Origin of the sequence: Myxococcus faecalis, assembly GCF_050039385.1 — a bacterium.
GTDB classification, from domain to species: Bacteria; Myxococcota; Myxococcia; order Myxococcales; family Myxococcaceae; genus Myxococcus; species Myxococcus fulvus.
Window position 1 is genome coordinate 9,281,010 of record NZ_CP144336.1, and the last position, 14,072, is coordinate 9,295,081.

Annotated in this window: 14 protein-coding genes and 1 pseudogene; 5 read left to right on the forward strand and 10 right to left on the reverse strand. The window is 69.1% G+C overall.

All coding sequences use genetic code 11. The features are described 5' to 3' along the window. Positions 1-14: 14 nt before the first annotated feature. From VZQ01_RS37225 to VZQ01_RS37235, 3 genes are all read right to left on the reverse strand, one after another. Positions 15-2,273, reverse strand: a complete 2,259-nt coding sequence (locus VZQ01_RS37225) for a Bd3614 family nucleic acid deaminase (RefSeq protein WP_426746028.1) — start codon at positions 2,271-2,273, stop codon at positions 15-17. 521 nt (positions 2,274-2,794) lie between these two features. After that, on the reverse strand, positions 2,795-3,553 hold the full coding sequence (locus VZQ01_RS37230; protein ID WP_426746029.1) for a class I SAM-dependent methyltransferase: 759 nt from the start codon (positions 3,551-3,553) through the stop codon (positions 2,795-2,797). 84 nt (positions 3,554-3,637) lie between these two features. Beyond that, positions 3,638-4,057, reverse strand: coding sequence for a putative quinol monooxygenase (locus VZQ01_RS37235; RefSeq protein WP_426746030.1), 420 nt, complete (start codon positions 4,055-4,057; stop codon positions 3,638-3,640). Positions 4,058-4,222: 165 nt separating this feature from the next. Here VZQ01_RS37235 and VZQ01_RS37240 point away from each other — a divergent pair. Both VZQ01_RS37240 and VZQ01_RS37245 read left to right on the forward strand, forming a co-directional pair. Further along, a pseudogene (locus tag VZQ01_RS37240) lies at positions 4,223-4,542 on the forward strand (cupin domain-containing protein); the annotation flags it as partial. 192 nt (positions 4,543-4,734) lie between these two features. Further along, the gene (locus VZQ01_RS37245) at positions 4,735-4,983 is read left to right on the forward strand and encodes a helix-turn-helix transcriptional regulator (protein ID WP_426749018.1); all 249 of its coding nucleotides are present in this window, start codon (positions 4,735-4,737) and stop codon (positions 4,981-4,983) included. Between the two features lie 22 nt (positions 4,984-5,005). Here VZQ01_RS37245 and VZQ01_RS37250 read toward each other — a convergent pair whose 3' ends face one another. The 3 genes from VZQ01_RS37250 to VZQ01_RS37260 all read right to left on the reverse strand — a co-directional run bounded on the left by VZQ01_RS37250 (position 5,006) and on the right by VZQ01_RS37260 (position 7,726). After that, positions 5,006-6,310, reverse strand: coding sequence for a nitrilase-related carbon-nitrogen hydrolase (locus VZQ01_RS37250; protein ID WP_426746031.1), 1,305 nt, complete (start codon positions 6,308-6,310; stop codon positions 5,006-5,008). Further along, entirely contained in the window at positions 6,307-7,002 is a 696-nt protein-coding gene (locus tag VZQ01_RS37255) for a hypothetical protein (protein WP_426746032.1), read from the reverse strand. The genes VZQ01_RS37250 and VZQ01_RS37255 overlap by 4 nt, the downstream gene beginning before the upstream one ends. A gap of 79 nt (positions 7,003-7,081) precedes the next feature. Then, positions 7,082-7,726: a hypothetical protein gene (locus VZQ01_RS37260; protein WP_426746033.1), complete on the reverse strand. Its 645-nt coding sequence runs from the start codon at positions 7,724-7,726 to the stop codon at positions 7,082-7,084. Between VZQ01_RS37260 and VZQ01_RS37265 the strand changes: the two genes are divergently transcribed. The 3 genes from VZQ01_RS37265 to VZQ01_RS37275 all read left to right on the forward strand — a co-directional run bounded on the left by VZQ01_RS37265 (position 7,725) and on the right by VZQ01_RS37275 (position 10,513). Next, positions 7,725-7,907, forward strand: coding sequence for a hypothetical protein (locus VZQ01_RS37265; RefSeq protein WP_426746034.1), 183 nt, complete (start codon positions 7,725-7,727; stop codon positions 7,905-7,907). The genes VZQ01_RS37260 and VZQ01_RS37265 overlap by 2 nt on opposite strands. A gap of 82 nt (positions 7,908-7,989) precedes the next feature. Then, complete coding sequence (locus VZQ01_RS37270; RefSeq protein ID WP_426746035.1) at positions 7,990-8,898, forward strand: biosynthetic peptidoglycan transglycosylase; 909 nt, start codon at positions 7,990-7,992, stop codon at positions 8,896-8,898. Then, positions 8,888-10,513: an O-antigen ligase family protein gene (locus VZQ01_RS37275; protein WP_426746036.1), complete on the forward strand. Its 1,626-nt coding sequence runs from the start codon at positions 8,888-8,890 to the stop codon at positions 10,511-10,513. Before VZQ01_RS37270 ends, VZQ01_RS37275 begins: the two co-directional genes overlap by 11 nt. Positions 10,514-10,559: 46 nt before the next feature. On the opposite strand, the gene VZQ01_RS37280 is transcribed toward VZQ01_RS37275, so the two are convergent. From VZQ01_RS37280 to VZQ01_RS37295, 4 genes are all read right to left on the reverse strand, one after another. Beyond that, complete coding sequence (locus tag VZQ01_RS37280) at positions 10,560-12,047, reverse strand: DUF8189 domain-containing protein (protein WP_426746037.1); 1,488 nt, start codon at positions 12,045-12,047, stop codon at positions 10,560-10,562. Positions 12,048-12,271: 224 nt separating this feature from the next. Next, positions 12,272-13,258 (reverse strand): sulfotransferase family protein, encoded by a 987-nt coding sequence (locus VZQ01_RS37285; protein ID WP_426746038.1) that lies wholly within the window; start codon positions 13,256-13,258, stop codon positions 12,272-12,274. Next, positions 13,255-13,461, reverse strand: coding sequence for a Nif11-like leader peptide family natural product precursor (locus VZQ01_RS37290; protein WP_426746039.1), 207 nt, complete (start codon positions 13,459-13,461; stop codon positions 13,255-13,257). The genes VZQ01_RS37285 and VZQ01_RS37290 overlap by 4 nt, the downstream gene beginning before the upstream one ends. Continuing rightward, complete coding sequence (locus VZQ01_RS37295) at positions 13,451-14,053, reverse strand: aspartyl/asparaginyl beta-hydroxylase domain-containing protein (protein WP_426746040.1); 603 nt, start codon at positions 14,051-14,053, stop codon at positions 13,451-13,453. Before VZQ01_RS37295 ends, VZQ01_RS37290 begins: the two co-directional genes overlap by 11 nt. Positions 14,054-14,072 lie beyond the last annotated feature (19 nt).

The window sequence follows — 14,072 nt, forward strand, 5'->3', positions numbered from 1 at the left end:
CGCACGGGTCAGCACTAGCTACGTTTTCCCCCCGCGCCCCTTCCCGCCGCAGCACCTCCCGCCGCGCCTCCGCCCGCGGCTGGGGGCGCGCGCGGCCCCTGGAGTCTTTCGGCGAGCGCGGCCCAGTGGCGCTGACCTCCCTGACGTGCCGGGCCCGCCGCGCTTCCCGCCGCAGCTGCCGCACTGGCGCCGGCGCCGCCGTCGGACTTCCAATCCGTGTCCTGAGGGTGAGCGTCGGTGTCCGACTTCCCCTCTTCCTCGTCCCAGTCACCGTCCGGGTCTCCCGCGCCACCGTCCCAGGCCGCCCCTCCGTCGTCCCCGTCATCGTCCCAGGGGGCGTCATCGACGACCCAACGTCCAACTGCTCTCTGCTCGGCGACCCAGGCTTCCTCCTCATCGTCAACGACCGCGGCCGCTGCGGCCGCCGCGGCCGCGGCATTGCCTCCGGCGGCGGGGCTCACAGCGGCGGCGATGTTCCCTCCCGCCGCGGCGCCGCCTCCACCCGCGGCGGCTCCTCCTCTCCTCCTCTCCTCACGTGCGATGAGCGCGGCCACGATCCCGACCCCGTACCGAGTGCTCATCCCGGAGCGAGCGGCAATCCAAAGGAGGTCTAGACATTGCTCGGCAACGGCGATGGTGTTGGGACTTGCATCGTGGATCCTCCCATCCGTGTAGGCGATGAGGGAATCGAAGAAGCTCGCGAAGCGCAGCCCGAGTGCGTTCTCGGCGATGGGCCTCGGGACAGCCTTCTTGAGGTCCGTGAGCTGGGTGAAGGCTTTCTGATCGAGCCACTCCCCGTTGGCTTTGGCTGCCTCCAACCAGGCAAGCTCATGTCTGGCCCTGGCCCCATGCCCGACAGCCCGCCTGTCCTCTCGCTGGTCGAACAAGACGCTCGTCGTTCCCGTTGAATCCGCCCCGAAGCGCGCCGAGATCGCCTGTCTGAGGTCGCGGAAGTCGACAACATTCATCATGGGGGGATAGAGGGTCGCCGAGTTCTCGTTCTTGGAACTGTCGAGGACGGTCTGCAGCTCACGGTCAGACACGGCATAGCGGACCTCGACCCCGTTCCCCACGTGCTCGATGAAGCCCGCGCACATGTCGCAGGGCTGAAGGGAGCTGTAGATGGTGCAGCCTTGCGGAAGCGCGGAGACTCGCATCGACTTCAGGTACGTCTGGATGGCGATGGTCTCCGCGTGGAAGGTGAGGTTCTGCGCCAGGGTGTTGAGCCCCCATCCGATGATGCGGCCGCGGTGGACCAGCACGGCGGCGACGTTGTTCCCACTGGCAAGCTCTCCCCGGCTCGCGATGGGGCCATCGGGCTTGGGGCTCCAGGTCATCCCTGTCAACGCCACCACGAGACGGATATAGAGGTCCCTCTCCAGTTGGACATCCGTGGCGCGACTGTCCGGCACGGTGCCAAAGGCCCTCTCGACAGACGGAGAAGGCCAGCAGCGTCTGTCGATTGAGGGAGGCTTCGTGACAGCCTCCACCGCCGCGGCCACATGTTTCGGGAGCTTTTGGTCGAGGCCCCTCTGTTTGACGGTCTCGAGGAAGTGCCCGGCGGAACTCAGCGGATTCAACTGGCGAAGCTGCGCGGAGGCGTTGCCCAGCCCGACCTGCTCCTGGAGCGCATCTCCCTTGAAGCTCTTCACCATGGGAGGGCGATTCCCGCCGCTTCCCCGTGCAATCCATACACGGTTCACCTTGAGCACATGCGCCATCCCCCAGCACATCGACGTGGGTAGATTTGACGAAACGCAATGGAGGTCTTCACCACCTCTCGTGCGCTGGAGCACGTTGACGATGGCCGTCTGCCAGTTCCTTGCCGTGCCCTGGGCGTCATACCCTACCCCCACGATTTCGTGCGTCTTCGCATTCCAGAGGAGTGCGACGTGACGTTTCCATTTCTGGGAGAGCCCCAACGCAAGGCCCGCGAGCAGGTCGCGCCAGGACATGGACCATTCCTGCTCCACGGGGGCAGGCCCTCTGGCTGCTGCGGCCGGCGCTGCTGCTGCTGCGGCCGGCGCTGCTGCTGCGGCTGCCGGCGCTGCTGCTGCTGCGGCCGGCGCTGCGACAACTGGATAGCGCGCCTTCACCCACGCGGCGAACCGGGCACGACTTCCCATCGGAATGTAGATGTTGTCCTTCTTTCCCCCCTTTCCACAGGCCTGCCTCAATTCGCGCGACACGCTCTCCTCGTCCGCCTCCAGCCGCCGTGCTGGCTTGACCTCATCCAAGCGTTCATCTTCTTCATTCCAGACATAGAGAGGCATCCGACTCACTCCTGCGGAAGAGGGCGGACCCCACAGCAACATCCATTCCATGCCAATACACTCAGTGAAATAACCGAGATGCCCACCGCGGCCCACCCGGTGCGTCCACCTGGGACGCGCTCGCGTTCCGGGTGAACTCGGTCGCGGTCGGGACGCACCTGCTCAGGGGGCGAGGCTCCACTGGCGTGTCACGGACTTCGAGAGCTCTCGCAGCATGGGCCTGCGAGCCTGGTCCAGGCGTCGCGTGAGCTTGGCGCGCTGGCTCCCACCGAGCACCCGTTCGATGCAGCTCCGGAGGGTGGCGTCATGGGGCGGCTCGTCGCCAGAAGTGAAGCGTCCGCAGTGGCAGTGCGCGTCCATGGTCATCGATGAGCGCCAGCGCCGACAACTCCTGTCCCCGGCTCAGCAGGGGCCGGGACTGTGGGGCCACGGCGTCGCAGCGCTCCGCGCTCTCGAAGAGTCCCGCGAACAGGCGCCACTCCGGAAAGGCCATCATCGCCGCTCGGGAGGATGCTGTCGTCTCAAGGAGGCATCGAGGGGATGCACCGGGCCCGGATGCAGATGAAGCCGGGGGCCTGTGACAGCTCCTCGAACAACCGTGGGTCGGCGACCTTCATGTCGTCGAGCGGCTTGGGCTCGACGACGCGGTCGAGCATCCAGCCTGTCTCCGCCAGCGCGTTCAGGATGTCCGCGAGCGGTCGGCGGTAACCCTGGACGTAGGGCTTGGGCTCTCCGAACCCGGACCAGTACATCCCGAAGCGCGTGGTGTCGAAGTAGGTGCCGTCGCCGCGACAGCGCACGTCGTTCCAGTCGCGCATCGGGTGGCCCATGGAGAACACGAGCAGCGCGCCGGGCCGCGCGACGCGGCGGAACTCACCGAACACCGGGGCGAGGTGACGCACGTAGTCGAGCGCGAGCGAGCAGACGATGCGGTCGAAGGACCCCGAGGGCAGCCAGTCGAGCGGCGCCGACAGGTCTCCTGTCCGCACGTCCACCGCGAGGCCCTCGCAGCGCGCACGGGCGAGCGGGAGCATCTCCGGCGTCACATCGAACGCGTGCACCGTGGCGCCACCGCGCGCGAGCTTCTCGCTGCAGATGCCGGGGCCGCAGCCGGCGTCGAGCACGCGCAGCCCGGTGACGTCTCCGAGCAGCGCCATCGTCGCCGGCCGTTCATAGAGCGCGTTGTGTGGCTTCGTCTGGGCGAAGGTCGCGTACCGCTCCGCGAACGTCGAATACGCGGCGCGGCCGAGCGACCCGTCCGTCTCGTTCGTGTCTGCCATACGCGGTCTCCCGGGTGAGGGAGACCACGCTATGTCATGGGCACACGGTCGTCGAACGGGTTCTCCGGCCGCGCCTATCCGTGTTCAGGAGCGGCTCCACTGTCCCTCGACGCGGTAGTGCTTCATCTCCTGGATGTTGGAGACGAACGGTCGGACGAGGACGAAGAACTTCTGGAACGCCGGGCTGGTGCGGAACCCCTGGAGGTGGCCTTCGATGGAGTCCCACTCGATTCGGACGACGAGGTGGTGGGGCTCCTCGGAGCCTCGGCCCACCTCGTAGCGCAGGCAGTGGGGTGAGGCACGCAGGTGCTCCCCCGCGGCGCGGTAGGCGTCGATGAATGCGTCCGCGCGCTCGGCGGGGATGTCGTAACGGATGTACTCCACGATCATGGACTGCTCCTTCTTCCCGGTGACGTTGGGTGGAGGCGGGGTGGCGGCGATGGCGATGCCCCCGACCGTGACTGCGAGGAGCGCCAGGAGGATGTGACGGGCCTTCACGGGCATGGGGGTCCTTCTGGGCGGGGCTCGATTTGGGGCTGCATTCCCGCCGACGCATGCCACTGTATGGATGATGGAGGGACCGCCGCTTCGTCGGCCGTCCCGATTCGTGGGCCTGGCGTTCCAGAAGGATGGATGGGGATGGAGCCGCTGTCGGCAGTGCTTCGAGGAATGCGTCTCAAGGGGAGCATCTACGCGGCCTGGGAGCTGGTGGCTCCCTGGGGCACGGACCTGCCGAGCGCCCCGTTCGCGGCATTCCACTGGGTGGAGCAGGGGGGCTGCGTGCTGCGCGTCGGCGGCGAGAGCCTGCCCCTCGAGGCGGGCGAACTGGTCGTCCTGTTCGGTGGTCAGGCGCATCACAGGGGACGCGGATGCTCGGCGGCCTCCCTCCGGTCATCCACCTGCGACGTGAGCGACTGGCTTCGCTCCCCGCGCTCCGAGGGCTGCTGGACTCGCTCTCACACGAGGCGGCTTCCACGGCCCCGGGCGCGGCGCTGGCGGCCGCGCGAATCACCGAGGCGCTCTTCGTCCAGGTGCTGCGCGCTTTGCTGCTCGAGACGGGAGAGGACTCGCCCGGGTGGCTCGCGGGGCTTCGTCAGCCGCAGCTCGCGCAGGCGCTTCACCTGCTCCACACGGACCCCGCCCGGGACTGGTCCGTGGAGGAGCTGGTGAGGCAGGTGGGGATGTCGCGCACGCGCTTCGCGCTGCTCTTCCAGGAGCGCATCGGCCAGCCCCCGGTGGGCTATCTGACGCAGCTTCGCCTGGAGTCGGTCGCGCAGCGCCTGCGTGAGAGCGATGATCCGCTCTCCGAAATCGCTCACGCAGTGGGCTTCCTGAGCCAGTCCGGACTGAGCCGCGCGTTCCGCCGCCGCTTCGGCCAGACGCCCTCGGCCTTCCGCAAGGAGGCACGTGGTGGCCGTGCGTCGGGATGACCGTCGGACGAGGATGGCGCCGTCAGTCGCGGTGGCCGGGGCCGGTGGGGACGACGCTCGAGGTGAGCACGCGCTCCCCGTGTTCAGGCCCGCTTGCCGCGAGGATACGTCCGTCGGGTGAGACCAGGGCGGAGATTCCCCCGAGCGATGCACGCACGGCGGGGAGCTGGAACTCCACGGCGCGCAGGAGCACCACGCCGAGGCTCTGCTCCATCGCGATGCGGCTGCCCGCGAGCGGACGGTCGCTCACGAGGACCGCCAGCAGTTCGCCACCGGCGAGTTGGCCTTGCATGACGAGGGTCCGGCTGAAGACCTCGTAGCAGATGATCGCGACCACCCGGGTGGACGCCACCGGGAGCAACGGCGGCGCCCGACCGGGAATGAGCCCCAGGCCGTTCAGCACGGGCACGCCCCCGAAGGGACGCTCTCCCACGGGGACGAGCAGGGATTTTCCGCGCGTCGCCAGGACGTTCCCGTCCGGGTCCACCGACGCGACGGCGTTGAGGTGGCCTTCGGGCGTCTTCAGGGTGAGGCCGACGAGGTGGTGCGTCCCGAGGGTGGGCGTGAAGGTCGCCAGGTGGACGCCGCGGGGCTGAGGACCCTCGGGGAGGCGGTGCTTGCCGCGGATGGAGGCCTCGGGCCAGATGATCAGCTCCACGCCCTCGGGAAGGGTCGACGGGACCTGACCCGCGGTGACCAGGTGCATGGCCGCGACACCTCGCAGAGGCGCCTCCGGCACGGGGATGGGCGGCAGCAGGAACAGGCCGAGGGCGATGGCCAAGGGGATGCAGAGCGCCTTCGGCGCGCGTTTCACCCACGCGTCCCCCACGGCGGCGCAGGCGTAGAGCACCAGCAGGAGCACGGGGAACCATCCGAGGTACGCAAGGCCGTGCAATACGGGCCGCACGGCCCACTGACTGTGCAGCAGGTGTCCCATGCCAGCCCCGCTGACCCACTCCAACAGCGCCTCACCCGAAGCCCAGGCCCCCGGCAGCCACCAGCGCACGGGGAGCCACCGCCTCGACAGGACCCCCACGGCGACGGGGATGAACAGCAGGCCCGTCATCGAGGCATGCATGAGCGCGCACAACCCCAGCGCTTGCGGCCCCGTGAGCTCCAGGAACCGCGCCTGGGTTGGCAGCATCCAGAACAGGCCCAACCCCTGTTTCGTCAGGAGCGCGGCGAACCCACCCACGAGCGCCTCGCGTGTGGACCTGGCGCGTTGGAAGGCGACGGTCAGCACCACCAACCCCACCCATGCCAAGGGCTGGGCGTGCGCGTCCAGGAAGGCGGCCCCCAGCAACACGCCCGCGAGGAGGAACGTCATGGGCGGAATCGCGAAGGTGGCACGGGCACCAGGAGCGTGGCCTCGTCGCCGTGCAACGACACCCGAACCAGGTTCGGGTGCTTGCGCTGGAGGCCCGCGGTGAGCCGGGGCACGTCCCAGCTCGCGACATCGTCCAGGGCCGCGCGCAGTTCCTCCGGGTCGGTCCACCAGGACTCCAGGCGGGCTCCCGAGCGCGTGCGCACGTGCCGGGCGCGCTCCTCGGGCGGCAGCGCGGTGTAGAAGGCGTCGTCGTAGGCGAGCCCCTGGGGCGGCAGCTTGAAGGTCGCGCCGATGACCCGCATCGCGGGGCGTGCCGTCACCAGCAACTCCAGCAGCGGGGACGAGAACCCGTAGCAGGTGTCGAGCACCAGCAGCCGGGGGCGCAGGCACTGGACCACCCGGGCAATCGCCTCGGGAGGGGCGCGCAGGTACTCCGGAGGCACGCTGTGTCCTCCGATGATGAGGACCTCGGCGGGGGGCGGCGGCTCTTCCGGGCAGTCGAAGTCCTCCAGCTCCAGATAGGCGCACAGGCCCTCGGGACAGCGGGTGTGGAGCGTCGGTGGGTCCGCGCGCGCGGAGAGCACGAAGATGCCCGAGGGCACCGCACGGACCTTCGGCGCGAGCGTGCCGCTGGCGATGGCCGCCACCGAGGCGATGGCGACGACAAGGGGAATCAGGACGCTCGCGCGCAAGGCCTCTCCGTTGGAACCCGGGTCCACGCAATGGAAGGCCGGGACGTCACGTCCCGACCCCCGAGCACGGCTCAGCGCCTCAGTAGCAGCCGCCGGTCTGCGTGCACCAGTTGCGGCAGTACAGCGTCATCTGGTCGAGCCGCCGGTTCTTGCGACGATACTCGCGGCGGCACAGCACCGCGGTGGACACCAGCCAGGTGACGGCGACGATGGCGACGACCACTCCACCACGCGAGTTGTCCTCGTAGTAGCCCAGCTCCGTGCCGACCTCCTCGTGAACCACGCCGATGGACTCGTCGGAGATGGCGCCCACCGCGGAGGAATTCGAGTCGAGGTAGATGCCCGCGGCTCCGCCGTTCGGGAACTGGAGGCCATTCACGGAGACGCTCTCATCCGCGTTGATGACGAGGTGGTCGGTGCCTCCCGCGCTCTGGATGGTCACCGTCGACGTCGCGTCGTTGACCGTGAAGGAGGCGTCGCCGTAGGCGTCCGCCAGGCCGAGCACCACATCCCCGTCCCCCCGCGTCACGTAGCTGCGCAGGTAATAGGAGACGTCGCGAGCCTCACGGTCGTCGAACGCCAGCTTGTAGCTGCCCGTGCGCTCCCGGTACTCGGCGAAGGTGCGCGGCGCCGACTTCTCGTGCGTCAGGACGCGGTAGTTGCGGTGCCCCCCATCCGAGCCGCCACTGCAGCCCGGTGTGGTGGCGAGGAGGGTCAGGGCCATGAGCCCTGAACCGAAACGCATGGCGGTGTTCCTGGATGACATGGATACGGCCTTTCAGGTACGTGCGGATGGTTTGAAGGCAAAGAACAGTCACCGCCCTGCCCGGCGGCCTGTTATCGGCTCCGGAAGGAACGCCTTCGGTGGGCTGACGCAGTTGAGCAAAAGCGGCCTTACCGGCTAAGCCAGCAAGAGTCTTATTAATGACATTTACTCCCAGTATGTGCAAGTATCCATGGGATGATTCACCGTGAATGGATGGCGGGATGAGGCGGTGGCTGCTGCCGGGGCTGCTGTTGATGGGGGCGGTGTATCCATTGTGGCTCGGGTGGCTCACGCCCGATGTCTCGGCCCTGGTGTCGTGGACGCCGCCACGCACGCGGTTCATGCTCCTTCGTGCCGAGGAGCTGGGTGTTCCCGAGGACACCTATGTCGTGCGACAGACGCCGTTGGAGAGGCTCTCGCCGTTGTTGGTGTGCGCTGTCGTCAAGGCGGAGGACCGGGGGTTCTTCCAGCACGCGGGCGTGGAGTGGAAGACGCTGGGGCGAGCGGCCCGGGCGTGGCTCGGGGGCGACGCGCGCCACGGGGGGAGCACACTGACACAGCAGCTGGCCCGTAACCTGTATCTCTCACCGGAGCGGACCGTGCACCGGAAGCTGAGGGAGGTCTGGTTGTCTCGCGCGCTCGAAGCGGCGTTGAGCAAACGTCGGCTCCTCGAGCTGTATCTGTCGACGGTGGAATGGGGGGAGGGTGTGTGGGGGGCGGAGGCGGCGAGCCTTCATTACTTCGGCAAGCCCCCCGACACGCTGGATGCCTTTGAGGCGAGCTTCCTGTCCAGCCTGCTCGCGGCGCCGCGTCGGGCCCTGACGGGGAACAACGCGCAGCGGGCGCTCACGGCCCAGACGCGGGTGTTGAGTCAGCTCCTGGCGTCCGGGCTGGTGTCGCCGCGTGAGCAGACGCATGCGTTGATGCGCATGGACCTGCTCCACGCGGGGCTGGCGCGTGGGGAGTCCTTCCACACGGCGCTGGGAGGTGCCCACGTCCCCGCGGTCGATGTCGAGGCCTTCTCGGCCACGCTTCCTTCCATGGATGAGGTGCTGCGCGACGCATGTGGTCGGGCGCGGGAGCTGGCGAAGGCGGCGGCGGCCTCGGAGGTGCTGGGCCGTGAGCACTGAGCCGCGCGAGGCAGGCCCCTGCTGGTGGGCATGGGCCTGCTGGTGTCTGGTGGGGGGGCTGGTCGCCACGCTCTGGGTGGCGGTGCCCCGCGGGTGGCTGGTGACGGACCGGTTCACCTTCCCCAAGGCGCTGCTCTTCCATGCGGCCGCGTTGACCACGGTGGGGTGTTGGCTGATGGGGGCGCGGCGGTGGCGGTTCGACAGGGTGTCCCTGCTGGCCGGAGGCTTCGTCGGGTTGGGGGTGGTGTCGACGCTTGCGGCTCACAATCCCTGGCTGGCGTTCGGCGCGGTGGGGGTCTCGCTGTCGGGGGCCGGCCTCTTCCTGTCTGCGCGAGCGCTGGCCGCCGCGGGGTACCGGGACGTGATGCTCCAGGGGGTGGTGGTGGCGGTCGGGTTGCTCGCGGTGTCCATGGTGTTGGAGGCGCAAGGGCCGTTGGCGGGGTTCTCGACGATGAACCGGGCTCCGGGAGGGCTGCTGGGGCACCGCAACCGCGCGGCACACCTGTTGGTCCTCGCGCTCCCCGTGGTGTGGCTCTGCGTCCTCCACGCGCGCTCGCGCGCAAGGCTGGGGCTGCTGCTGGTGATGGGCACGATGGTGTCCTGGGCCCTGACGCTGTCCCGCTCCCGCGCCGCGTGGCTGGCGGTGTTCGTCGTGGTGGGGATGGGCGTCTGGGGCTGGTGGCGCGGACGTCGGGATGCGTCCGTCACCTCGGGGCGGAGTGTGCTCCTGCTCGGCGCGTTGCTGGTGGGCGTGGGGGTGGCGCTCGGGCTGCCCAATGTCCTGGAGTGGCGCAGCTCGTACGGGGACACCCTGCGCCGCATCGCGGAGCATGACGCGGGCTCGGGGCGCGGCCGGCTGATTCAGTACGCCAACACGCTCCACATGGTGGGAGAGGCGCCGGTGTTGGGGGTGGGACCCGGAAACTGGACGGTGCACTACCCCCGCCACGCGACGCCCGATGACCCGTCCTACACCGTGGATGCGCTCCTGCCGGTGGAGGCGTTGCCACAGGCGGACTGGGTGGGCCTGCTCGCCGAGCGCGGGGGGCTGGCGTTGCTCATGCTCTTCGCCATCGCGGGTGGGCTGTGGCGCGAAGCCTGGAGGCGGGCCCGCCAGGATTCCGACTCACGGGCCCGCCAGGAGGCGCTCGCGCTCATGTCGGTGCTCGCGGCGTTGACCCTGCTGGGCGGGTTGGACACGGTGTTGCTGACGCCCACCGCCACCTTCCTCGTCGCCGTCAGCGTGGGGGCGCTGACGCGCATGCGAGGCGAGGCGTGGGTGGTGACGCCAGGGCAGGGGGCGAGGGTCGTCGCGCGCGTGTGCGCGGTCCTGGTGATGGGGGGGCTGCTCGCGTATGTCGCGGTGACGGGCTGGGGGAGGCAGCTTGCCTTCGCGCGTCCCCAGTCGGAGACCCTCCTGTCCAGGGCGGCGCGCCTGGACCCTGGCGGTTACGAGGCCCGCGTCTTCCTGGGGCAATGGCTGACCCGGGTAGGGCGGTGCGAAGAGGCGCTGACGCACTTCCGGGAGGCGGGGGAGTTGTTGCCCCATGCGGAGCCCCCCCAGCGGGGCGCGTCGCGGTGCCAGCGGTTGCTCCAGGCGGCCGAGACGCGCTGACGATGGCGGCGGTCTCCCGGGAGAGGGGAGACCGCGCGACGCCTGCCTACCACCCGCTCCGGTACCAGGAGTGCCGCAGCGTTCCATCCGCGGCGATGTAGAAGACATCCAGGTGGTTCGAGGCCTTGCTCACGGCCTCCGGTGCCGAGGCCAGCTCACCGCCGAGCCAGGTCCAGCCACTCCAGCTCGCGCCATTCCAGGAGTTGATCCACAGGCTGTTGTCGGCGGTCCGGGCGAACACATCCAGCTGGTTCGCGCCGCGCGAGGCCACCGTGGGCGACGAGACGAAGTTGCCTCCCAGGGACGTCCACCCCACCCAGGTGGTCCCATTCCAATACTTCTGCACGATGGTGTTGTCCGTGGCCCGGGCGAAGATGTCGATGCGGCCTGAGCCCCAACTCACCGCCGCCGGGTCCGAGGCGATGGTGCCGCCGAGCGAGAACCAGGAACTCCACGTGGAGCCGGTCCAGAAGGACTGCCACACCTGGTTGTCGGTGCCCCGGGCGAACACGTCCAGCCGGTTCGCACCCCACGAGGACACGGCCGGCCCCGAGGCGAAGTTGCCGCCCAGGGACGACCAGGCCGTCCACGTCGACCCGGTCCAGGACGTCTGGTGGATGGCGTTGTCCGAGCCCTTGGCGAACACATCGATGCGGGTGGAGTCCCGGCTCACCGCCACCGGGTCCGACGTCAACGTACCGCCGAGCGGGAACCACGAGAACCAACCGGTGCCATTCCAGTACGCCTGCCACAGCTGGTTGTCGGTGCCCCGGGCGAACACGTCCAGCCGGTTCGGGCCGCGCGCGGCCACCGCCGGTCCGGAGGTGAGGTTTCCGCCCAGCGACTCCCAGGGGACGCCATACGTCTGCTGCGCGCCCACCTGGTCCGTGACGCTGAGGTTGCCATTCCCCGCCCACTGGGGATTGCAATAGTTCATCACCGAGGCCAGGTCCCACGCGCCGATGGTCTGGTCGCCATTGGAGCCCTGCGGGGGCTCGGTGCAGGAGCCCGGCGTGTCCGGACGGTTCTGCTCGTGGGCGTAGCCCAGGGCGTGACCGAACTCATGCACTGCGATGGTCTCGATGCAGTACTGGCGCGTGTTCTGGCAGCTCTGACCCCAGTTGTTGAACGTGAAGTTCAGCACCACGCCCGCGGCGACGCCGTTGATGGAGTTGCCCAGCCCCTTCGCGTGCGGGCCGACGTCGCTGATGTTGAGCCGGATGCCCAGGGCCCCCGCGGCGCAGTTGCCCCAGCCGGTGAAGCGGACGCCCGAGCGCGTCGCCCACGTGCGCTCCACCGCGTCGCGCACCCACTGCCGCTGGGTGGCGTCATTGGCTCCCGGGTTCTCCCAGCACACAGGGATGCTCATCGGCCGCCACAGTCGCCCGGAGGCCACGTAGAGCTCCGCCTCGCTGTTGACCATCTCCTCCCCGGGGCCCGTCGTCGGCGCTCCGCTTCCACAGCCGACCACCGCACTCAATCCCAAGGCCGCGAGCAGCACTCCACCGCGGCGGGCTGCAATTCCCATCAGCATGGCGTTCGTCTCCCCCCTTCATTGTCAGACGGGGCCAGTATGGCCCTCTCGTCCTGACAAGGAAGTCGGCTGTATTTCTGACACGGGGGATGGCGTACTGCCAGTGAATTGTGGGCGCCGATGCGGCTCGGGCCTGGGTGAAGCCCGCATGGGCCGCAGGTGCGTTGTGCGTGATGTCTTTGTTTGGGCTGCAAAATACAATCAAGGCGAAGTGCTGCGCGCCGTCATTCGATGGCCCGCAGCCGCTCCGCCTCCAGTTCCTCGTACACGGGGCGTACCCACTTCTGGGCCATGGTGCGAGAGACCTCGCTGACGGCTTCGGCCTTCTGCCTGGCGTCGTCCTCGAACGGGAGCACGGGGTTCTTCGCGTCACGGGCCGCGGCCTGGGTCAGCAGCTCCAGCTCGTGGGCACCGGGCTCCAGCCCGAACAGCTCCACGAGCCGGGACACGGCGGTGTCCTGGAGTCCTCGGTGGTTCAGCAGCAACGCGGGTGACTTCCGCGCGCGATAGCCCTCCAGCCCCGCCTCGCACAGCCGCGCGAGGACCCGTGCGCCGTACTCCTCCAATGACAGCTCGGACAGTTGCTCCGCGTCGAGCCCCACGAGCGCGGGCTCCAGCACCCCCGGCAGCACGTGCGCGCCTCGATGCTTCTGATGCGAGGCCATGACCTCCACCGGGTCCCGATACAAGAACAGCCACGGCACCCCGGGAAACGCCCGCTCGAGCAATGGCAGCTCCAAGGCATGCCATGCGTCCAGCTTGAGGAACACCGCCTGCTCCTCGGGGTTCCTCTTCTGTCCGAGCCCGGCCACCACCGCGCGCAGCCATTCGATTCGCCGGGCCTCATCCACCCACGGGAGTCTCGAATGGATGCGCAGCACCGTGTCCACGGGGGCCGCCTCGGACAGGACGATGTGGCGAGGCAGCGACGCCAGCATTTGCGCCAGGATCGTGGACCCGCAGCGGGACATGTGGAACACGAGCCCTCGCACCGGCAACCCCGGGTGCGACGTCTGTCTTTCCACCAGCGTCTCCATCGACGTCCGGTGTCGGAAGAGCAGGGGGAACGGGTGCCGCAACCTCCGCTCCAGCGTCTCGTCGAAGAACGGGTCCGTGAAGCGCTGGCTCCCCAGGTGACACCAGTCGACCCACGGCGCCTCGCCCTCGACCTGCAGCCGCGCCGGTATCCACCCGTCCAGCCGCGGGCTCATACCCACGTCCCGAGCCACCGCTTGCGCTCCTCACGCATCAGCTCGCGAAGCTCCGCCTCCGTGAAGTGACATCCCCGCTCCGCCCCCAACCGGATGGCGAGCGCGATGAATCCGGGCACATCCTTCGGTCCGCGCAGCGCCTCCTGGAGCACCTCGTCCTCCAACACCCGCCCCCGGAAGCGCTCGAAGTCCTCAAGCGACACGGGCGCCGCCTTCCTCCGTCATGGCCCTGGCGAAGACGTCCCTCAGCCACTCATCCACCACGCAGTCGAGCACCAGGTGCACGCGGTCCGTGTCGCCTGTGTTGTCCACGCGGTGGGGCAGGTTGAAGTTCAGGTACCAGCACTCCCCGGGCCGCATGTCCACGCGCTGGCCCGAGAGCACGAAGCTCACCTCCGGATGCGTGACGATGGGGACGTGGATGCGCACCTCGCCATCCGCGAATGCCAGGTTGTAGTCCGTGTGCTCGCGGATGTTCGCGCGGGCCGCGAGCTTCAACAGCCGCGCCGAGCCGATGGGACACTGGAACATCGCGAGCGCCTCCCGGAACGCGGGGTGCCGCCCGAGCAGCGGCGTGTCCGCGTACTCCTGCCGCGCCGTGGGGTCGGGGTAGATGCGCCCCTCCATCCCTCCCACCGAGCGCAGTGGGACGCCGCTCCACTCACCCTCGTAGAAGCGGGTGTTGAAGTGCGGCACCCACGCCTCCGCGGGCACGCGCGCCAGCTCCTCCTGGAGGCGACTCACGTCGAAGCGAAGAGGCAAGCGCAGCCGGTCGGGGACGGTGAGCAGGGCCATGAGCCCCTGTTCTACACCG